This window comes from Pseudomonas sp. RIT288 (genome assembly GCF_000631985.1).
Classification (GTDB): Bacteria; Pseudomonadota; Gammaproteobacteria; order Pseudomonadales; family Pseudomonadaceae; genus Aquipseudomonas.
In genome coordinates this window covers 67,882-89,399 of the sequence record NZ_JFYN01000011.1, presented here as the reverse complement: position 1 = coordinate 89,399, position 21,518 = coordinate 67,882, and the positions used below count along the sequence as shown (strand labels likewise).

16 protein-coding genes and 1 other RNA gene are annotated in these 21,518 nt (G+C 61.7%); 5 read left to right on the top strand and 12 right to left on the bottom strand.

Features of this window, described 5'->3' with window-relative positions; all coding sequences use genetic code 11:
- Positions 1–17 precede the first annotated feature (17 nt).
- The 3 genes from ccoS (at position 18) to hemN (ending at position 2,502) form a co-directional block, all read left to right on the top strand.
- Positions 18–230: a cbb3-type cytochrome oxidase assembly protein CcoS gene (gene ccoS, locus BW33_RS11515; RefSeq protein WP_025110359.1), complete on the top strand. Its 213-nt coding sequence runs from the start codon at positions 18–20 to the stop codon at positions 228–230.
- Entirely contained in the window at positions 223–906 is a 684-nt protein-coding gene (locus BW33_RS11510) for a sulfite exporter TauE/SafE family protein (RefSeq protein WP_047599084.1), read from the top strand. Before ccoS ends, BW33_RS11510 begins: the two co-directional genes overlap by 8 nt.
- A gap of 213 nt (positions 907–1,119) precedes the next feature.
- Positions 1,120–2,502, top strand: coding sequence for an oxygen-independent coproporphyrinogen III oxidase (gene hemN / locus BW33_RS11505; protein ID WP_047599083.1), 1,383 nt, complete (start codon positions 1,120–1,122; stop codon positions 2,500–2,502).
- Here hemN and BW33_RS11500 read toward each other — a convergent pair.
- Entirely contained in the window at positions 2,499–2,981 is a 483-nt protein-coding gene (locus BW33_RS11500; RefSeq protein ID WP_047599082.1) for a hypothetical protein, read from the bottom strand. The two genes, hemN and BW33_RS11500, sit on opposite strands and share 4 nt — an antisense overlap.
- A gap of 155 nt (positions 2,982–3,136) precedes the next feature.
- On the opposite strand from BW33_RS11500, the gene fnr reads away from it, so the two are divergent.
- Together fnr and BW33_RS11490 are read left to right on the top strand one after the other, a co-directional pair.
- Entirely contained in the window at positions 3,137–3,871 is a 735-nt protein-coding gene (gene fnr, locus BW33_RS11495; RefSeq protein ID WP_003223347.1) for a fumarate/nitrate reduction transcriptional regulator Fnr, read from the top strand.
- Between the two features lie 79 nt (positions 3,872–3,950).
- A complete protein-coding gene (locus tag BW33_RS11490) occupies positions 3,951–4,499 on the top strand; it encodes an adenine phosphoribosyltransferase (RefSeq protein ID WP_003223345.1) in 549 nt (182 codons plus the stop codon).
- Between the two features lie 89 nt (positions 4,500–4,588).
- Here the strand turns inward: BW33_RS11490 and BW33_RS11485 are convergent, their stop codons facing one another.
- From BW33_RS11485 to smc, 11 genes are all read right to left on the bottom strand, one after another.
- Positions 4,589–5,737, bottom strand: coding sequence for an acyl-CoA dehydrogenase family protein (locus BW33_RS11485; protein WP_047599080.1), 1,149 nt, complete (start codon positions 5,735–5,737; stop codon positions 4,589–4,591).
- A gap of 160 nt (positions 5,738–5,897) precedes the next feature.
- Positions 5,898–6,500, bottom strand: coding sequence for a recombination mediator RecR (recR, locus tag BW33_RS11480; RefSeq protein ID WP_047599078.1), 603 nt, complete (start codon positions 6,498–6,500; stop codon positions 5,898–5,900).
- Between the two features lie 66 nt (positions 6,501–6,566).
- Positions 6,567–7,601, bottom strand: a complete 1,035-nt coding sequence (locus BW33_RS11475; RefSeq protein ID WP_047599076.1) for an NADP-dependent oxidoreductase — start codon at positions 7,599–7,601, stop codon at positions 6,567–6,569.
- A gap of 300 nt (positions 7,602–7,901) precedes the next feature.
- Complete coding sequence (locus BW33_RS11470; protein ID WP_003223337.1) at positions 7,902–8,240, bottom strand: YbaB/EbfC family nucleoid-associated protein; 339 nt, start codon at positions 8,238–8,240, stop codon at positions 7,902–7,904.
- A 67-nt stretch (positions 8,241–8,307) separates the two neighbouring features.
- Positions 8,308–10,395, bottom strand: coding sequence for a DNA polymerase III subunit gamma/tau (dnaX, locus tag BW33_RS11465; protein ID WP_047599075.1), 2,088 nt, complete (start codon positions 10,393–10,395; stop codon positions 8,308–8,310).
- 247 nt (positions 10,396–10,642) lie between these two features.
- Entirely contained in the window at positions 10,643–12,592 is a 1,950-nt protein-coding gene (locus tag BW33_RS11460; RefSeq protein ID WP_047599074.1) for a hypothetical protein, read from the bottom strand.
- Positions 12,593–12,820: 228 nt separating this feature from the next.
- Positions 12,821–12,917, bottom strand: an RNA gene (gene ffs, locus BW33_RS28450) — signal recognition particle sRNA small type.
- A 147-nt stretch (positions 12,918–13,064) separates the two neighbouring features.
- Positions 13,065–14,228, bottom strand: a complete 1,164-nt coding sequence (locus BW33_RS11455; protein ID WP_047599073.1) for a zinc-binding metallopeptidase family protein — start codon at positions 14,226–14,228, stop codon at positions 13,065–13,067.
- 171 nt (positions 14,229–14,399) lie between these two features.
- Positions 14,400–16,757 (bottom strand): NAD-dependent DNA ligase LigA, encoded by a 2,358-nt coding sequence (gene ligA, locus BW33_RS11450; RefSeq protein WP_047599071.1) that lies wholly within the window; start codon positions 16,755–16,757, stop codon positions 14,400–14,402.
- A gap of 147 nt (positions 16,758–16,904) precedes the next feature.
- A complete protein-coding gene (zipA, locus tag BW33_RS11445) occupies positions 16,905–17,768 on the bottom strand; it encodes a cell division protein ZipA (protein ID WP_027613270.1) in 864 nt (287 codons plus the stop codon).
- A gap of 259 nt (positions 17,769–18,027) precedes the next feature.
- On the bottom strand, positions 18,028–21,516 hold the full coding sequence (gene smc / locus BW33_RS11440; protein WP_047599068.1) for a chromosome segregation protein SMC: 3,489 nt from the start codon (positions 21,514–21,516) through the stop codon (positions 18,028–18,030).
- Positions 21,517–21,518 lie beyond the last annotated feature (2 nt).

Sequence of the window (21,518 nt, the reverse complement as noted above, 5' to 3'; positions counted from 1 at the left end):
GCGGGCCTGGAGTACCGATGCCAGCTCTTTACGTGATGATCCCGGCCGCCCTGCTGATCGTGGCCATCGCCGTGTACATCTTCTTCTGGGCGGTGGACAGCGGGCAGTACGACGACCTCGACGGCCCGGCCCATAGCATCCTGTTCGACGATCAGGACCCGAACCACACCGCCGCCGTGGACGAAGCCAAATCCGACAAACCGCAGGACAAGGCGCCACCCCATGCTTGAGCTGGCGCCACTGCTGGTCTCGGCACTGATCCTCGGCCTGCTCGGTGGCGGGCATTGCCTGGGCATGTGCGGCGGGCTGATGGGCGCGCTGACCCTGGCGATTCCCAAGGAGCAGCGCAGCCGACGCTTTCGTCTGCTGCTGGCGTACAACCTCGGACGCATCCTCAGTTACGCGACGGCAGGTTTGCTGATCGGCCTGGCCGGTTGGGCGGTGGCGAACAGTCCGGCGGCGATGCTCATGCGCATCCTCGCCGGGTTGCTGCTGATCGCCATGGGCCTGTATCTGGCCGGTTGGTGGAGCGGCCTGACCCGCATCGAAAGCCTTGGTCGCGGTTTGTGGCGTTACATTCAGCCAGTGGCCAATCGCTTGCTGCCGGTGTCGACACTGCCCCGCGCGTTATTACTCGGTGCGCTGTGGGGCTGGCTGCCGTGCGGACTGGTTTACAGCACGCTGCTGTGGTCGGCGAGCCAGGGCAATGCGTTGGACAGTGCGCTGTTGATGCTGGCGTTCGGGCTGGGGACCTGGCCGGTGCTGCTGGCGACAGGGCTGGCGGCCGAGCGGGTGACGGCGTTGCTGCGCAAACGCAGCGTGCGCATGGCCGGGGGGTTGTTGGTGATTGTGTTCGGGATCTGGACGCTTCCCGGCCCTCACCAACATTGGTTGATGGGTCACTGAAACTGTGGCGAGGGAGCTTGCTCCCGCTGGGGTGCGAAGCGCCCCCTCCCGATTTGACAGCAAAACCAGGGGCCTGCTGCGCAGTCCAGCGGGAGCAAGCTCCCTCGCCACAAAAGCAGTCACTACCAATCCGCCGTTGATGCAAATCAACAGCCCCGTCGCCGCACCCCGATAGACTCGCCACACTGCCAGCCTATCCGGGGGAATGCCCGCATGCTCGACGCCATTCGTTGGGACACTGATCTGATCCGCCGCTACGACCTGGCGGGGCCGCGCTACACCTCGTATCCGACCGCCGTGCAATTCAACAGTCAGGTCGGCACCTTCGACCTGTTCCACGCCCTGCGCGACAGCCGCAAGGCGTTGCGCCCTTTGTCGCTGTACGTGCACGTGCCGTTCTGCGCGAACATTTGTTACTACTGCGCCTGCAACAAGGTCATCACCAAGGATCGCGGGCGCGCACAGCCGTATCTGCAACGGCTGGAGCAGGAAATCCAGTTGATCGCCTGTCACCTGGAGCCGGCGCAGAAAGTCGAGCAGCTGCACTTCGGCGGCGGCACCCCGACCTTCCTCAGCCACGACGAACTGCGGCAGTTGATGGCGCACCTGCGCAAACACTTCAATCTGCTGGATGACGATTCCGGTGACTACGGCATCGAGATCGACCCGCGCGAGGCCGACTGGTCGACCATGGGCCTGCTGCGCGAACTCGGCTTCAATCGGGTCAGCATCGGCCTGCAAGACCTTGATCCGGCGGTACAACGGGCGGTCAATCGCCTGCAGAGCCTGGAAGAAACCCGCGCGGTGATCGATGCGGCACGCACCCTGCAGTTTCGCTCGATCAACATCGACCTGATCTATGGTCTGCCAAAGCAGACCCCGGAAAACTTCGCGCGCACCGTCGAGGAAGTCATCAGCCTGCAACCGGACCGGCTCTCGGTGTTCAACTATGCACACCTGCCAGAGCGTTTCATGCCGCAGCGGCGGATCAACAGCCACGAGCTGCCGAGCCCTGCGCAAAAACTCGAGATGCTCCAGCGCACCATCGAACAACTGACCGCCGCCGGCTACCGCTACATCGGCATGGATCACTTCGCACTGCCCGACGATGAGCTGGCGATTGCCCAGGAAGAACAGACCCTGCAACGCAATTTCCAGGGCTACACCACCCACGGTCATTGCGATCTGATCGGTCTGGGAGTGTCGGCGATCAGCCAGATCGGCGATCTCTACTGTCAGAACAACAGCGATCTGAACCAGTACCAGAACACCCTCGCCGCCGCGCAACTGGCGACCAGCCGTGGCCTGGTGTGCAATGCCGACGATCGCCTGCGCCGCGCGGTGATCCAGCAACTGATCTGCAATTTCAGCCTGGAATTCGCCGAAATCGAGCAAGCGTTCAACATCGATTTTCAGGGCTATTTCGGCGCGCTGTGGCCGCAACTGCAAGGCATGGCCAACGATGGGCTGATCAAGCTGGAACGCGAGCGCATCGAAGTGTTGCCGGCCGGACGCCTGCTGGTGCGCTCGGTGTGCATGGTGTTCGACGCCTATCTGGAGCAGCAGAACCGCCAGCGTTTTTCGCGGGTGATCTAGTTCTTCGTCAGCAGTGAGCCGAGTTTGAGGTTCTGCTCGGAGGTGAGACCGGACTGATCCATGACTTTGGACAGGGCCAGATTGGCGCTGATCAGCCCGGTATTCAGCGCAGCGATGGCACCGTGCAGCGCGGCGAGCATATTGACCTTGGCTTCATTGGTCAGGGTTCTGTCGGACATGACCGCCGCCATCCGGGCTTTTTTCTCGGCGATCTCTTTTTGCAGTTTGCGGATCATCTTCAGCAACTGCTGGACGTTCTCGGGCAAGCCGCTGTCTTCGATGTCGCTGTTCTCGCCACCGACACTGAAGGATTTTTCGATGGAGGCGCCGGACAGCGACACTTTGACGCCTTCGACCAAGGTCGGGGTTGCCAACGGCGCAGAGGCGGCATTCTGCTCGCTGTCGGTCCCTGTCCTGGCGGTGCTCGGCACAGACGCAACGCCGCTGTTACCGGGGTTCAGCGTGTCAATGACGGCCATCGAAGCGATTCCTTGCATGCGTGGTGATACCCCTTTATCGGCCACTTGCTCTGCGGCTTTACGCCTGCGGGACAAACTCGCCATAGGCTGGCCTGAATGTCCCCCCGTGGGTTACCCTTACGTCTTATGTGTGTTTTCCCACAAGGATTTAAGAAATGTCCGAGCCAGTCAAACTGCGCGCTCACAACCAGGCCCATTGCAAGGATTGCAGCCTGGCCCCTCTCTGCCTGCCACTTTCTCTGAATCTGGAAGACATGGATGCGCTGGACGAAATCGTTAAACGTGGCCGCCCGTTGAAAAAGGGTGAGTTCCTGTTCCGCCAGGGCGACACCTTCGATTCCGTTTATGCAGTACGCTCCGGCGCCCTGAAGACCTTCAGCCTGAGCGACAGCGGCGAAGAACAACTGACCGGTTTCCACCTGCCGAGCGAGCTGGTCGGCCTGTCCGGCATGGACACCGAAAAACACCCGGTGTCGGCTCAGGCCCTGGAAACCACCTCGGTCTGCGAAATTCCTTTCGAACGCCTCGACGAACTGGCCCTGCAACTGCCGCAGCTGCGCCGCCAGTTGATGCGGGTGATGAGCCGCGAGATTCGCGACGACCAGCAAATGATGCTGCTGCTGTCGAAAAAAACCGCCGACGAGCGCATCGCCACGTTCCTGGTCAACCTGTCGGCCCGCTTCCGCGCTCGCGGGTTCTCGGCCAACCAGTTCCGCCTGAGCATGTCGCGCAACGAAATCGGCAATTACCTGGGCCTGGCGGTGGAAACCGTGTCGCGGGTATTCACCCGCTTCCAGCAGAACGAACTGATCGCCGCCGAGGGCAAAGAGATCCACATCCTCGACCCGATCCAGCTCTGCGCCCTGGCCGGCGGCTCCCTCGAGGGCTGATCTCGATCCGCGGTTGAGCGAAGCGTTTCAGCCGCGGGTATACTGCGCCGTTTGCAGCCCTGCCAAGGACACCTCGACGATGGTCTTCGACTCCTTCGACATCAAATCCCTGATCCGCCCCGTGATCGACTTCCCGAAACCGGGCGTGATCTTTCGCGACATCACCCCGCTGTTCCAGTCGCCCAAGGCCCTGCGCCTGGTGATGGACAGCTTCGCCCACCGTTATGTGGAAGCCGACTTCACCCACATCGGCGCGATGGATGCGCGCGGTTTCCTGATCGGTTCGGTGCTGGCCTACCAGTTGAACAAACCGCTGGTACTGTTCCGCAAGCAGGGCAAACTGCCGGCGGATGTGTTGGCCGAAGGTTACGCGACCGAGTACGGTGAAGCGTTCCTCGAAGTGCACGCCGACAGCCTGTGTGAAGGCGACTCGGTGGTGATGTTCGATGACCTGATTGCCACCGGCGGCACGCTGATCGCCGCGGCCAACCTGATCCGCCGCATGGGTGCGCGGGTGCATGAGGCGGCGGCGATCATTGATCTGCCGGAGCTGGGGGGTTCGCAGCGTCTTGAGGACATGGGCATCCCTACTTTCTGTCTGACGCAGTTTGCGCTGACGGATAAATAGTACAGATCAAGAGATCGCAGCCTTCGGCAGCACCTACAAGGGATGTGCGTTTCCCTGCAGGAGCTGCCGAAGGCTGCGTTCTTTTGCTTTTAAAGCCCCATCTGCTTGCTGATGATCTCGTTCATCACCTCCCGCGTCCCGCCGCCGATCGACAGAATGCGGTTATCCCGATACAGCCGCTCGACCAGGCTTTCGCGCATGTAACCCAGGCCGCCAAGAATCTGCACCGCTTCGCTGGTGATCCGGTCCGAGGTGTCCGTGGCAAAGTTCTTGGCCATGGAAATCTCCTTGATCACGCTCTGCCCCGCCGCCATCTTCGCCGCCTGGCGGTAGGTGAATTCGCGCGATACTTCCAGCGCCGTGGCCATCTCGGCCAGCCGATGTTTGATCACCTGAAACTTGCCGATCGGTTTGCCGAACGCCTCACGCTCGCGCGCCCAGTTCAGGGCTTGTTCCAGCGCCAGGTGCGAGGTCATGTTGGCCATCAGCGCCAGCGCCAGTCGTTCACTCTGGAAATTGCCCATGATGCAGGCGAAGCCCATGTTCTCGCCGCCGATCAGATTGCCCACAGGCACCCTGCAATCGTCGAAGAACAGTTCAGCGGTGTCCGAGGCCCACCAGCCCATTTTCTTCAGCTGGCGGCCTACGGTGAAGCCTGGGGCGCCCTTCTCGATCAGCAACAGGCTGATGCCGCCGAAACCCGGCGCTCCGGTGCGCACCGCGACGGTGTAGAAATCGGCACGTACGCCGCTGGTGATGAAGGTTTTGCTGCCGCTGACCCGGTAGAACTCGCCGTCACGCACGGCGCGGGTCTGCAGGTTGGCGACATCGGATCCGCCGCCGGGCTCGGTAATCGCCAACGCGCTGATCTTCTCGCCGCTGAGCACATGTGGCACGACACGCTCGCGCACCTCGGGCCTTGCCCATTTGACGATCGGTGGCAGGCCGATATCCAGCGAACCGAGGCCCGCAACCAGACCACCGGAGCCGCAGCGCATCAGTTCTTCGCTGGCGGCGACTTTGGCGAACACATCACCTTCGTGGCTGCCACCCAGCGCTTCGGGATAACCGATGCCGAGAATCCCCGCCGCCCCGGCTTTCAGGTACAGCTCACGGGGAAAGCCTTCGGCTTCTTCCCACGCATCGATGTCCGGCAGGATCTCGCGCTCGACGAAACGTCTGACGCTGTCGCGGACCATTTGGTGGCTGGGGTCGAAGTATTCCTGGAAGGCAGGCATCGGCGAACTCCACTGAGGGGTTGGCCGACGTTAACCGAGCGCTTGCTTGGTTTTCAAGATGCAGAAGTTTAAAAGAGCAAAAGATCGCAGCCTGCGGCAGCTCCTGCATTTGGAATGCGTCCCTGTAGGAGCTGCCGCAGGCTGCGATCTTTTGCTTTGATCAGAGGGAAATCGGTTTACGCCCGGCAAACGAATGCGCCAGCGTCCCGCCATCCACCAACTCCAGCTCCCCACCCAGCGGTACGCCATGGGCAATCCGCGAGGCGATCAGGCCTTTGTTGTTGAGCAGCTGAGCGATGTAATGCGCGGTCGCCTCCCCCTCCACCGTCGGGTTGGTGGCGAGGATGACTTCAGTAAAGGTGCCCGCCTCTTCAATGCGCGCCATCAACTGCGGAATACCGATGGCTTCCGGCCCCAGACCGTCGAGCGGCGACAGGTGGCCCTTGAGCACGAAGTAGCGCCCACGGAAACCGGTTTGCTCCACCGCGTACACGTCCATCGGCCCTTCCACCACGCACAGCAGCGTGTCGTCGCGACGCGTGTCGGCGCATTGCGGGCACAGATCGTCTTCGGTCAGCGTGCGGCACTGGCGGCAGTGGCCAACCCCTTCCATGGCCTGGCTCAAGGCCTGGGCCAGGCGCGTGCCGCCGCTGCGGTCACGTTCGAGCAACTGCAACGCCATGCGCTGGGCGGTTTTCTGACCCACGCCCGGCAACGTGCGCAGGGCGTCGATCAGTTGGCGAATCAAAGGGCTGAAGCTCATGGGTAAAAAGTCCGACAAAACAACGAGACGCGGTTTATACCCGCGCCTCTGGCCAGCGTCAAATGCTCAGTCCTGCGCAACCTTCACCACCAGTTTGCCGAAGTTGCGCCCCTCCAGCAGACCGATAAACGCCTCGGGTGCCTGCTCCAGGCCTTCCACCACGTCTTCGCGGAATTTCACCTTGCCGTCGCGCACCCACGGCACCATGTGGCTGATGAATTCCGGCTGGCGGTCGCCATAGTCATCAAAGACGATGAAGCCCTGAATCCGCACACGCTTGGTCAGCAACGTACGCTGCAGCATCGGCAGACGATCCGGGCCTTGCGGCGCTTCAGTGGCGTTGTAACCGGCAATCAGTCCGCACAGCGGGATCCGCGCCTTGGGGTTGAGCAACGGCACCACGGCATCGAACACATGCCCGCCAACGTTTTCGTAATAGATGTCGATGCCGTTCGGGCAGGCCTTGGCCAGTTGTTCGGCAAAGTTCGGTGCCTTGTGATCGATGCAGGCATCGAAACCCAGCTCCTCGACCACGTATTTGCATTTGTCGGCACCACCGGCCACACCGACGGCGCGCAGGCCCTTGATTTTCGCTACCTGACCGACCACCGAGCCGACGGCACCGGACGCCGCAGCGACCACCAGGGTTTCGCCCTCTTTCGGCTGACCGATGTCGATCAGGCCCATGTACGCAGTCATCCCCGGCATGCCCAGCACACCGAGCGCCATTGATGGGCTTGGCAGGCCGGACGGGATCGGCATGATGTTGCGTCCGTCGCTGATGCTGTGGCTCTGCCAGCCGGTGAGGCCGACCACCAGATCACCCTGGTGGAATTTAGGATGACGGGAACTCTCGACACGGCTGACAGCGCCACCGGTCATCACTTCGCCGATTTGCACCGGCGCGGCGTAGGACGGCGCGTCGCTCATGCGTCCGCGCATGTACGGGTCCAGCGACAGGTACAGGGTCTTGAGCAGCACCTGGCCATCTTCGAGATCCGGCAACGCTTCGCGCTCCAGACGGAAGTTTTCCGGAGTCGGCGCGCCCACCGGACGCGAGGCGAGGACAAAGCGTTGGTTGAGGGTCAGAGGGTCGGACATGTCAGCGTCTCCTGTGAATGATGAATTCGGGGATATAGGGAGCAGACCTTGGTGACATCGCAGCGTTCGATGTTTCTACTCGACTCCTGTGGCGAGGGAGCTTGCTCCCGCTGGAGTGCGAAGCGCTCCCCCTGCTTTCTTTCAGGTATACCGGGTTTTCAGGGTTTACGACGACTTCGTCGCCGAGCGGGAGCAAGCTCCCTCGCCACAAATGAATACTGAACGCCCAGGAGGCAGAAACAAAAATGCCAGGCACGATGCCTGGCATTTTGTGTAGCTCATCCAACCCGCAAAGGCGAATCAGAATGGCAGTTTCATACCCGCTGGCAGGTTCATGCCGGCGGTCATGCTGCCCATTTTTTCCTGGCTGTTGGCTTCGATCTTGCGCACCGCGTCGTTGACGGCGGCGGCGACCACGGCTTCGAGCATTTCCTTGTCGTCTTCGCTCAAGCCTTCAACCAGGCTTGGGTCGATGCTGACGCTTTTCACGTCGTGACGACCGGTCATTACCACGGTGACCATATCGCCACCGGCCTTGCCGGTGACTTCGGCGTTGGCCAGCTCTTCCTGCATCTTGGCCATTTTTTCCTGCATCTGCTGCGCCTGCTTCATCAGGCCGGCCATGCCACCTTTCATCATGGGAATCACCTCAAAAGTACTTGGATCAAAACAGCGCCCGGCCAGCGAGGCCGGACGCCCTCAGTTATTAGCCTTGGGCGACCAAGGCGTCGACAGGTTCAATAGTATCGTGTCGCACGACCGCACCGAACTGCTGGACCATCTGCTGGATGAACGGATCGCCGTGGATCGACTCCTCCGCCTCGCGCTGACGGTTGGCCCGGCGACGGGACGCGGCCTGCGCCGGGGTTTCCTGTTCGGGCTTGATCAGTTCGATGGTCAGGGTCAGCGTGCGACCGTGGAACTGGTTCAACGCATCGTTCAGGCGCCGCTGTTGCGTGGCGTTGAACAGCGCGCTGTGCGCCGGGTCCAGGTGCATCAGCCAGTGGTCGCCATCGACCGCGATCAGCGTGCAGTTGGCGGCGATGCTGCCGGTCATGCCGGAGATCGGCAATTGCGGGAACAGCTCCAGCCATTGCAACGCCAGACCGGTGGCCGGCGCGGCGGCAGGCTCCGGCTCGGGCTCCGGGGCCGGCTCGGCGGTGTGTTCGCTGGCCAGGTCGTCGAGGTAGCTGTAGGCCGAATCCATGTCCGGCTCGATGTAGTCTTCGTCCAGTGGCGGCTCGTCGTCGAGGTCCATGCCCGGCGTGGCGGCATCGACGTCGGCGACCGACGGCTCGGGTATCGGCGCGGCTGCCCACTCCGGCGCATCCGGCACCACGCTGTCCGGGGTCGGCAGCGGCATCGGCGGCAACTCGGGCTGCTCGCTGGCGGTTTCCAGTACCGGCTCGACGGCCGGCTGTTGCACAGGTTCGGGGTCGGGCTCGACCGGATCGTTCCACGGCAGGTCAACCACTTCTTCGGCAGCGACTGGCTCTGGCTCTGGTTCTGGCGCAGGGGCCGGTGCAGCGGCCACCACAGGGGCTGGCTCAGGAGTCGGGGCTGGCGCTGGAGCAACAACCGGTGCAGGCGCAACAGCCGCAGCGACTACCGGCGCAGGCTTGGGCGCGGCAGCCACTGAGTTTGCGGAATCAACTGTGGCCTGGCTGATCCCCACTGGCTTTAGCGGTTGCCTCGGGGCGTCCGCGGTGTCCGCGGGCCGGAAAGCCAGCATCCGCAGCAGGACCATTTCGAAACCGCCACGGGGATCCGGCGCCAGCGGCAGGTCGCGGCGACCGATCAGGCCCATCTGGTAATAGAACTGCACGTCTTCGGCCGGCAGCGCCTGCGCCAGCGCCAACACCCGATCGCGGTCGCCATGGCCGTTATCGACGCCTTCCGGCAACGCCTGGGCGATGGCGACACGGTGCAGCACATTGAGAATTTCCGAGAGCACGCCATTCCAGTCCGGGCCTTGCTCGGCCAGGTGGCGCACGGCTTCGAGCAACGCCTTGGCGTCACCTTCGATCAGGGCGTGCAGCACGTCGAAGACCTGGCCGTGATCCAGCGTGCCGAGCATCGCCCGCACGTCGGCGGCCAATACCTTGCCTTCACCGAAGGCGATGGCCTGATCGGTCAGGCTCATGGCATCACGCATCGAACCATCGGCGGCGCGGCCCAGCAGCCACAGCGCGTCGTCTTCGAACGGCACGTTTTCGGCGCCGAGGACGTGAGTCAAATGCTCGACCACGCGCTCGGGCGTCATGTTCTTCAGGGAGAACTGCAGGCAGCGCGACAAAATCGTTGCCGGAAGTTTCTGCGGGTCGGTGGTCGCCAGGATGAACTTGACGTACGGCGGCGGCTCTTCGAGGGTCTTCAGCAGCGCATTGAAGGAATGGCTGGAGAGCATGTGCACTTCGTCGATCAGGTAGACCTTGAAGCGCCCGCGGCTCGGCGCGTACTGCACGTTGTCGAGCAGCTCGCGGGTGTCCTCGACCTTGGTCCGGCTCGCGGCGTCGATCTCGATCAGGTCGACGAAGCGGCCTTCATCGATCTCGCGGCACACCGAACACTCGCCGCAGGGGCTGGAAGTGATACCTGTCTCACAGTTCAGGCATTTGGCAATGATCCGCGCAATGGTGGTCTTACCGACCCCGCGGGTACCGGTGAACAGGTACGCGTGGTGCAGCCGCTGGCTGTCCAAGGCATTGATCAGAGCCTTGAGCACATGGGTCTGGCCGACCATTTCGCGGAACGAGCGCGGACGCCATTTACGTGCAAGAACCTGATAACTCATCGAAAACCGTCGCAACGAAGGAAGCTGAAGCGGCTAATGCTAGCGGAGCAAGGGCAAAATTGCATCCGGTGTCCTCGTCTAATCTGGCCAAGCAGCTGTTGGCGGGGAAATTTCGGCTCGGGATCGGGACCAGGACATCCCATAACGCCCTGTAGGAGTAAGCCTGCTCGCGATAGTGTCATGTCAGTCGGCATCGATGTTGACTGAACCGAAGCAATCGCGAGCAGGCTCACTCCTACAGGGGGGATCAGTAGCCGTGCGACTCGCGGAATTTCTGGCAGTCGTGAAATTCGATCCATTCGACCACATCGTACGGCAGATAAAGCTGCTGCCGGGCGCGGGAGATGGCGATGTACACGGCGCAGATCCGCTGATCGAACGCGTAGGCGTCCTTGAACTGCACATTGGTCAGCAGCTCGGGCGTCAGCAGAACCCGGTCGAACTCCATGCCGCCCGCCTCGTGCGCCTGCATCAGCAGACAGCTCTTGCCGGGGCCGCCGATCATCCGGTTGAGCCGGGTCAGATCAGCGACCTTGAAGCCTTTCTCCAGCTCGGCCTCGACCCACAAAAACGCTTCGTCGAACTGGTTGGCATCGCGCACCTGCTGCCACTTGGGCAAGTCGCTGAAATAGCGATGCGGCCCCTTCTCACTGTGCGTGGAACTGTAGTAATCGACCTTGAACAACTCGATGGCGCTGGTCATGAAGTGCTCAAGATCGCGCTGCGCCTTCATGTCGGCAAAGCAGAACAGGCAATTGGCATCGTGCAGTTGCATCGCCCACTTCATCGTGTCCCACGGTGACGCCGTCAACACCACACAGCCTTCCGGCGGGACAAAGCCCTGCGGATAAAACTCGATGCCGACGTCCGCCTCACGCGCGCCTTCAAAGGGCACTTTGCTCTTTTCCGAGTGCCGGGAAATCAGCGGATTGACCAGACGCTCGACATTGCGCCCCGAACGCACCGAGTAGGTGATATCGCTCTGGCGCACTTCACGCTTTCTTTTCACCAGGTCGCGCTCGGCGTGCTGGTACTCATCGCCCAATGTGATCAGCACCTGTCGGCCGCGCTCGATAATCTGCAGCAGCGAAGCGGGAATGTCCTGGCTCTCGTCGATCAGCACGTGGGTATAACGCGGCGGCACCACGCAGCCCGCAAGGCTTGCCCGCTTGATCAGCAACAACGCTTCGAAGCCGCTCTGCCGGCCCCACGCCGGGTTGGCCTCAAGGTAAGTCCAGACGCGGCTTGAATACTCCAGCAGCACCTTGGACTCAAGACCGGACAAGGACAGCTTGAAATACGGCAGATGATGCGCCGACAGGCTGTAATCCCGGGAGTGGCAATAACGCTCGAGAGTTTCCAGGCAGACGTTCAGGGTTCGTTGCGCGTCATGCTCGCGAAAGCCGAGGATGTTCAGTTCCTGCGCCAGACTCTGTTTGCTCGCGACCCGGCCGGCGGCGCTTGCCGGCTGTGGCTTGCGCCCATAAATCAGCCCGCGCGCGAACACCTCAAAGGTGATGCCGGGCTTGCGCTCACTGGCAGCGCCCATGCGCTGGCACAGGGTCGCAAGTTTTTCCGGGGTGCGTGCCAGCAACAGGGTTTTCCCGGGGTCCAGGCACTCGGTCAAGGCACCGACCAGGTGGCTCTTGCCGATCCCGGCATAACCTTGCACGTGCAGGTCTTCATCGAGGTTGGCGCGGAAGGTTCTGACCAGCTTGTCCTGCGCGGCGCTGAGCCAGCGCTCGCGGTGCGCGGGGCTGATCATCTGCTGGCTGAACGGATTGTTGACCGCGTGGTGGCGCGTCTTGAACTCGTCATCCCATTTGCCACTGGGCAGCAGGTAATCCTGCGCCGACACCTCTTCGGCCAACAGCAATCGCAGGTTCAATCCCCTGATGGCGTTCAGGCCGAAATACAACTGGCGCGGGTCGAACAGCCGTTGCGCCTCGGACAGCAGCCCTGCCCCGCCATCGACCGCCCAGGCGATCAGGCGCGCCAGCACCTTCTCCGCCGCTGCGGCGCTGAGATCCTTTTCGGCGGCCTGGGCCAGATTCTGGATGACCAGCACGGCGGCCAGTTGCGCATCCGTCAGCTCGCCGAGGGTTTTCGCGCCATCGGGCTGCAACAGGCTCGCGCAAGTCTCGTCCGTCACGGGCAAGTACACGGCGGTGGATAAATCGTGATGTTCCGGGTGCATACAACCTCGTAGCCAGGGCGCGAACTTGTCAACGACGCGCGCAGCAAGACGGTGGAGTATGCCACTGTTCAACCTTGGTGGCTGAACAGGCATCGGGGTGGCTGCCTTCGCGAGCAGGCTCGCTCCTACAGGGCTGGCATGAAGGCCCAAATCGCGGGCATAAAAAAACCGCAGTGGGCGAAACCCATGCAGTTCTGTTGAAGCGTTGGTTGTTCGTCAAGGTGGTAACCCCACCAGCCACACCCCGGCACACAATGTTCCCGCTGTGGCTGCTTCCTTCCGGATCTGACCAGGTTCACGGGTAATCGTTGCGGGGGGACCGATGGGGTCACCATAACGACACTCACCTGTCGGCGAGCCGCGCCATTGTACCTATCTGAGATGAAGTTACAACCGTTGGTTTCAGATAAAAAATATGAACGGGTTCAAGGACATGCGCTGTGCCCGAAAAGATCGCAGCCTGCGACAGCTGTTACAGGGTCAGCACCTCGTCCGCCTTGCCGCCCGCCTGCTGGATCACCAGATGGATGAAGTGCAGCTTGGCAATCGCCGCCGCCGGCAGCACGAACGGGTAGAAATCCGGCTGGCCCATGCTGCGTGACAGTTCGTTGAGCATGCCCGCCAGCTCGATCCACGCATTGACGAACGACAGGAACGCCGCGCCGCCGGGGTGCTCCGGATCGTACAGAGTGCTGGGTGGAAACGGCTGGTAATCGAAATCCATTTCCCGCGCACTCATGCCAAAACCCAGCGCGGTGTCCACTGCGTCCATCATGTGCAGGTAATGCGCCCAGGTTTCCGCCCAGTCTTCCCACGGGTGCATGGTCGCGTAGGCGCTGACGTAGTATTGCGGCCAGTCCAGTGGTGCACCCTGTTGATAATGACGGTCGAGCGCTTCGGCGTAACTGGCGCGCTCGTCGCCGAACAGATTGCGGAACGGTTCAAGCCACGGCCCATTGGCGATCAGACGATCCCAATAATAATGCCCGACCTCATGCCGGAAATGCCCGAGCAGCGTGCGATAGGGTTCATGCATCGCCGCCCGCACCTGCTCGCGATGGACGTCGTCGGCTTCCTTGATGTCGAGGGTGATCAGGCCGTTGGCGTGGCCGGTCATCGGCGCGTTGCCTTCAAGGTCGACGCCGATGAAGTCGAAGGCCAGACCGGTGGTCTCATCCACGGTTTTCGGGATGACCGGCAGCCCGAGGGTGATCAGTTGTGCGACCAGCCGGCGCTTGGCGATCTCGACTTTGCGCCAGCGTTCGGGGTTTTCCGGCACCGACAGATCGGGGATAGTGCGATTGAGGCTGCAAGCGATGCACAGGCTGTCACGGCCGTTATCCGCCAGCAACCAGTTGCACGCGGCGGGAGTGTCGAGGTTGGCGCAGCGACGAAACAATCCGGCGTCGGGATCGGCATCGAGTGTCCAGCTGCCGTCCTGCGGCCCGGGCTGCAGCGACGTCAGGCGACTTTCTTCGGGCTGATAACCCAGCGCGGCGTTGCAGGCCAGGCACTGACTGTTGCGAAAGAACAGCGACTGGCCGCAGCGGCACTGCCAGATTTTGCTGTTGCGTGAAGACTCGCCCATGAACGGCGCGACGATGCGAGAACTGAGCTGCTCGAAAAAGCGGTACATGGCGATCTCTCCCTGGGGCTTGCCAAGACTAGATCATCCTCGTGCGCTGATCGTTCCCACGCTTTGTGTGGGGAAAAGCAAAAGATCGCAGCCTGCGGCAGCTCCTACAGGGGATCAATGTGGCAAAACACTAATCCTGTAGGAGCTTCCGCAGGCTGCGATCTTTTGCTCTTAAACGGACAAGCGGTGTCCCTTCAGGAAAGCGATAAACGCCTCTTCATCCATCACCTTCACGCCCAGCTCATTGGCCTTGGTCAGTTTCGAACCGGCACCGGGCCCTGCGACCACGCAATGAGTTTTCGCCGATACCGAGCCGGCGACTTTGGCGCCAAGGCTTTCCAGATGCTCTTTAGCGACATCACGACTCATCAACTCGACCTTGCCCGTCAGCACCCAGGTTTCGCCGGACAGCGGCAGGCCTTCGACGACTTTCTTCTCGCTCAGCCAGTGCATGCCGAAAACACGCAGCTGTTTCTCGGCGGCCTCGGCGATCTGCCGATGCTCGGGCACAGCAAAAAACTCGCGCACCGAATTGGCCTGTTTCTCCGGTAGCGCCTGACGCATGTCCAGCCAGTCGGCATTCATCACCGCGTCCAGCGAACCGAATTTGTCCGCCAGTTTCTGCGCGCCGCCCGGGCCGACAAAGGGAATGTGCAGCTTGTCGAGCAGACCGCCAAGCGTGGTGCTGGCGGCGAACTCGGCGCCCAGCTCGCGTTGATCCTGAATCTGCAGGCCATGCCCCAACAACTCGGTGATCACTTGCTGGTTGTGCGCATCTTCAAAGAAGCTGTGAATCTCGTGGGCTACTTCCAGGCCGATGTCCGGCAGGTAGGTCAGCACTTGCGGCAAAGCCTGCTGTACGCGCTCCAGCGAACCGAGCGAGCGCGCCAACACCTTGGCCGTTTCCTCGCCGACATCGGGAATGCCCAGCGCATAAATGAACCGCGCCAGTCCCGGTTGCTTGCTGTCTTCGATGGCCGCCAGCAGCTTGTTGCTGGAGACCTCGGCAAAGCCCTCCAGATCAACAATGTCGTCGAACTTCAGCGCGTACAAATCGGCCGGCGAACTGACCAGACCTTCATCGACCAGTTGCTCGACGCTCTTGTCGCCAAGGCCTTCGATGTCCATCGCCCGACGCGAGACGAAGTGAATGATCGCCTGCTTCAGTTGCGCACCGCAGGCCAGACGACCAACGCAGCGGTACACCGCACCTTCGCTGATGGTTTCCTTGCCCTTGCTGCGCTTGACCAGTTGCGTGCGCTCGACATGGGAGCCGCAGACCGGGCAATTCTCTGGAATCGCTACAGGACGCGCATTCTCGGGGCGGCGTTCGGTGACCACTTGCACCACCTGCGGGATCACGTCACCGGCGCGACGGATGATCACGGTGTCGCCGATCATCAGGCCCAGGCGCGCCACTTCGTCCATGTTGTGCAGGGTGGCATTGGCCACGGTGACGCCCGCGACCTTGACCGGTTTCAGCCGCGCCACCGGGGTGACGGCGCCCGTGCGACCGACCTGGAACTCCACGTCTAGCAGCTCGGTGAGTTCTTCCATGGCCGGGAATTTGTGCGCAATCGCCCAGCGCGGTTCGCGGGCACGGAAGCCCAGCTCGCGCTGATCGGCGATGCTGTTGACCTTGAACACCACACCGTCGATTTCGTAGGCCAGCGCGTTACGGCGTAAACCAATGTCGCGGTAGTAATCCAGGCACTCGCCGATGCCTTTGGCCAGTTTCAGCTCGTGGCTGATCGGCATGCCCCACGTCTGCAATTGCTTGAGGTTGCCGATGTGAGTGTCGGAAATATCGTGGGAGACCTGACCGATGCCGTAGCAGCAGAATTCCAGCGGGCGATTGGCGGTGATCTTCGAATCCAGCTGACGCAGGCTGCCGGCAGCGGCGTTGCGCGGGTTGGCGAAGGTCTTGCCGCCGACTTCCAGTTGCGAGGCGTTGAGGCGCTCGAAACCGGCCTTGGACATGAACACTTCACCGCGCACTTCGAGGGTCGCCGGCCAGCCGGTGCCATGCAGCTTCAACGGGATGTTGCGCACGGTGCGCACGTTGACGCTGATGTCTTCACCGGTGGTGCCATCGCCACGGGTGGCGCCGCGCACCAGCACACCGTCCTGATACAGCAGGCTGACCGCCAGGCCATCGAGTTTCGGCTCGCAGCTGTATTCCACCGCCGCGCCGCCACCGAACAGATCACCAGCCGGCAGATCCAGACCTTCGGTCACCCGGCGATCAAACTCGCGCATGTCGGTTTCTTCGAAGGCATTGCCGAGGCTGAGCATCGGCACTTCGTGACGCACCTGGGTGAACGCGGTCAGCGCCACACTGCCGACGCGCTGGGTCGGCGAGTCGCTGGTGATCAATTCCGGATTGGCCGCTTCCAGCGCCTTGAGCTCGTGGAACAACCGGTCGTACTCGGCGTCCGGAATGCTCGGCTCGTCGAGGACGTGATAACGGTAGTTGTGCTGATCGAGTTCAGCGCGCAGCTCTAGAATGCGGTTTTTGGCGGCGGTCATGGGTGTTCTCTCATAAAGCAAAAGAGCAGCCGAGGCTGCTCCAGTTTCATCATTCAAAGATCGCAGCCTCGTTGCACTCGACAGCTCCTACAGGGATCGCGTTCCTCTGTAGGAGCTGCCGAAGGCTGCGATCTTTTGATCTTGGCCTTAGCGCTTCTGGGTCAGGGCGCGGCGTTCGAATTCGACGATGCGCTGACGGTAGTGCTCGATGGTCTGCGCGGTCAGCACGCTGCGCTGGTCGTCTTTCAGCTCGCCGTTCAGTTCCTGCGACAGCTTGCGCGCCGCCGCCACCATCACGTCGAAGGCCTGCTTCGGATGACGCGGGCCTGGCAAGCCGAGGAAGAAGCTCACCGCCGGGGTGCTGAAATGGTCGATGTCGTCCAGATCGAAAATGCCCGGCTTGACCGCATTGGCCATGGAGAACAGCACCTCACCGTTGCCGGCCATGCTTTCGTGGCGGTGGAAAATATCCATCTCGCCGAAACGCAGACCGCTTTCGAGAATGTTCTGCAACAGGGCCGGGCCTTTGAAGCCGGCGGCGTCGCGGCAGATCACGCTGATCACCAGGACTTCTTCGGCTTGCGGCTGATCCTTGTCAGCCACCGCTGGCGCAGGCTTGCTGTCGTCGACGAAGTCATCATCACGACTGCTGAAGCTCGGGCCGCCGTCCAGGTCCAGATCGAGGTTCAAGTCGCCCTGGGCCGGACCATTGCTGCCGCGCTTGCCACGTTTCGAACCGGATTCGCGAGGCTCGCGTGCTTCGCGGGCCGGCATGCTCACCGACGGCAGATCGTGTTCGTCCAGTTGTGGCTCTTTATGCGTATCCAGCACGCGGGCCGGGCCCAACAGCTCAGCGCTGGTGTCCTCGTCCGGCAAGTTGGACAGACTTCGGTCAAGACGGAATTTCAGTTTTCCCTTGCCGCCGCGCATACGGCGCCAGCCATCGAAAAGAATACCGGCTATCACAATGATGCCGATGACGATCAGCCACTCGCGCAGACCGATTTCCATGTAATCCCGTGCCTCTATAAAAAATGCTGAAAAATAAGGGGTTTACATTGTGCAAACCGCTTTAAAACGTGGCGCCAACTCTATGTTCTGACAGGCGTTTTGCCCACGTATACGAAAAATTGACATTAAACTAGCACGACCAAAGACAACTTTACACCGTCTGTCGAAATCGCTGCGCAAATTGTGGCTCGCTTCGCTCAGGCTTCAAGCCATAAGCTTCTAGCTTGTAGCTCAAAGCTCGTCGCTCACAGCAGCGCCTTTAGGCGTCCACCATCGCCATCGCCTCCTCGACATCCACTGCAACCAGTCGCGAACAACCCGGCTCGTGCATCGTCACGCCCATCAGTTGATCGGCCATTTCCATGGCGATCTTGTTGTGAGTGATATAGATGAACTGCACGGTCTGCGACATCTCTTTAACCAATCGTGCGTAGCGTCCAACGTTAGCGTCATCCAGTGGCGCGTCAACTTCATCGAGCATGCAGAACGGCGCCGGATTCAATTTGAAGATCGCAAAAACCAGTGCCAGCGCAGTCAGGGCTTTTTCCCCGCCGGAGAGCAAATGGATGGTGCTGTTCTTCTTTCCTGGCGGCCGCGCCATGATCGTCACCCCTGTATCGAGTAGATCTTCGCCCGTCAGTTCCAAATACGCGCTGCCACCACCGAAAACTTTCGGGAAAAGCGCCTGTAATCCACCATTGATCTGATCAAAGGTATCTTTGAAGCGGTTACGGGTTTCCTTGTCGATCTTGCGAATGACGTTTTCCAGGGTCTCCAATGCTTCGACCAGATCGGCGTCCTGCGCATCCAGATAACGTTTACGCTCGGATTGTTGCGTGTATTCGTCGATGGCCGCGAGGTTGATCGCACCCAGGCGCTGAATCCGCGCATTGATCCGTTCGAGTTCTTCTTCGGCGGCGCGTTCACTGGCCTCGGGGGTCAATGTCGCGAGCACGCCATTGAGATCGTAGCCGTCTTCGAGCAATTGATCCTGCAACGCCTTGCGCCGCACGGTCAGCGCTTGCCATTCCATGCGCTGCTGTTCGAGCTGGCCACGAATCAGTTGCGATTGCTGCTCGGCCTGGGTCCGGCGCTTTTCCGCCTCGCGCAGTTCGCGATCGGCGTCTTCCAGCGCGATCTGCGCAGTCTTCAGCTCTTCGTCGACGGTCATGCGCTTGTCGAGCAGCTCTTCGAGTTTCAGGCGTAGTTCTTCCAGCGGTGCCTCGCCCTCCTCCAGATTCAGACTCAACTGTTCGCGTTTTTCGGTCAGACGCTCGGCCTGCATCTCCAGACGTTCCAACGCCTGACGCGTAGAATCGTGTTGCGCACGCAACGAACCAAGACGCACCGCCAGTTGATGGGCGTGATCCTTGTGCTGACGGGCTTCCTGACGCACGCGATCGAGGCGTTCGCGCAGGCTGTCACGCTGAGCCAGCAGTAATTCGCGCTGCTCGGTGTCCAGCGCCATGGCATCGAGCGCTTCCTGCAACTGCATGCGCGCTTCGCCGACCTGTTCGTGTTCCAGTTCGCGCTGCTCGCCGAGTTCGATCAGTTCCTCATCGAGGCGGGTGCGGCGCAGCGTCAGTTGTTCGGCCTTGGCTTTACCGGCAGACAACTGGGCTTTCAATTCACCTTGGGAACGGGCTTCGTCCTGCAGCAAACGACGCAAATGTTCGCGGCCGTTTTCCTGCTGCCGCTGTTGCGCACGCAGGGTCTGCAGACGGGTTTCCATGGCTTCGACCGTGGCTTCGCGCTCTTCGCGCTCGGCCTGCAGCGTCTCGATTTCCTGGCCACGGGCGAGCATGCCGCTCTCGGCTTCACTGGCGCGACGTACGCGCAGAAAGTGTCGACCGACCCAGTAACCGTCGCGGCTGATCAGGCTCTGCCCGGCACTCAACTGGCCGCGCAAGGCCAAGGCCTGCTCAAGGCTGTCGACCGGCTTGACCTGACCGAGCCATGGCGACAGATCGATCTGCGCCTCGACTTTATCCAGCAGGCTGCCCGCCACGCGCACGCCGTCGCTGGCGGGGCTGAGCAGGCGCAGATCACCTTGGGTGAACCCGGACAGATCGAAACCGCTGAAGTCATCCACCAACACCGCTTGCAGGTCGGCGCCGAGCACGGTTTCCACCGCCAGCTCCCAACCGGCCTCTACCTTCAGGCCTTCGGCGAGACGCGGACGCTCGGCGAGGTTGTGTTCCTTCAGCCATTCGGCGGTGCCGGTGCCCGGATCGAGCGCAGCCTGCTGCAAGGCTTCCAGCGAGGCCAGTCGCCCGTTGAGGCGCTGCAAATCGCCCTGCGCCTGCTGCTGCGCGGTCAGTGCCTGCTGCAATTCCTGACGCAGCTGTTCAAGTTTTTCGACCTGCGCTTCTTCGCTGGTCTGCAAGTCTTCGAGGGTCGCTTCGGATTCGGCGAGCTGCTCGTTGAGCGCCATGATCGCCGCGTCTTCCGGGTCGGCGGAAAGCAGATCGCGCTCTTCGGCGAGACGCTTTTGCCGATCGGCCAGACGCTCCATGCTGGTTTCCAGCTGCTGGATCCGCGACTGCTGCACTTCGGCCTGGCGCCGGGGTTCGGCGGCGGTCAGGTTGAAGGTGTCCCACTGCTCCTGCCAGCCGTGCATGACGCTTTCGGAATCTTCCAGCGCGGCGGCGGCTTCTTCGGCGGCGGCGCTGGTGACTTCCTGCTCGGGGATGAGCATGTCCAGCTCTTCGCCGAGGGTCAGCAGCAGCGTGCGGTCGTGGCCCAGGTGTGATTCGGTTTCCAGACGCGCGCGCTCGGCTTCTTTCAGATCGTCCTGCAACTGACGCAAACGCTGCTGGCCGTGCTGGATACTCTGCTCGACCCGGGCGATGTCGCCGCCGACCGAATAGAAGCGGCCCTGCACCAGATTGAAGCGCTCGGACAGTTCGTGGTGCCCGTCGCGCAGGCGTTCGATGGCCGCATCGGCATTGCGCTGCTCGGCGACCAGCGCTTCGAAACTGACTTCCTGATTGCCGATGATCGACTCGCGCTGGCCGACCTGATCGTTCAGATCCTGCCAGCGCAGGGCCGACAGTTGCGCCTTGAGCTGGCGCTCTTCACTCTTGTATTCCTGATACTTCTTGGCGGACTCGGCCTGCCGGTGCAAGCGTTCGAGCTGGCGCTCGAGCTCTTCACGCAGGTCGGTCAGGCGCGCCAGGTTTTCGTGGGTGCGGCGGATGCGGTTTTCGGTCTCGCGCCGGCGCTCCTTGTACTTGGAGATGCCCGCCGCTTCTTCGATGAAGTTGCGCAAGTCTTCCGGTTTGGCTTCGATCAGCTTGGAGATCATCCCCTGCTCGATGATCGAGTAGCTGCGCGGGCCGAGGCCGGTGCCGAGGAAGATGTCAGTGATGTCTCGACGGCGGCATTTGGCGCCGTTGAGGAAATAGCTGTTCTGGCTGTCGCGGGTGACTTTGCGGCGAATGGAGATCTCGGCGTAAGCCGCGTACTCGCCCACCAGGGTGCCGTCGGAGTTGTCGAACACCAGTTCGATGCTCGCCTGGCTCACCGGTTTGCGGCTGGTCGAGCCGTTGAAGATGACGTCGGTCATCGACTCGCCACGCAGGTTCTTCGCCGAACTCTCGCCCATCACCCAGCGTACGGCGTCAATAATGTTCGACTTGCCGCAACCGTTCGGCCCGACGACCGCCGCCATGTTACTGGGAAAGTTCACCGTGGTCGGGTCGACGAAGGACTTGAACCCCGCCAGTTTGATGCACTTTAGCCGCACGC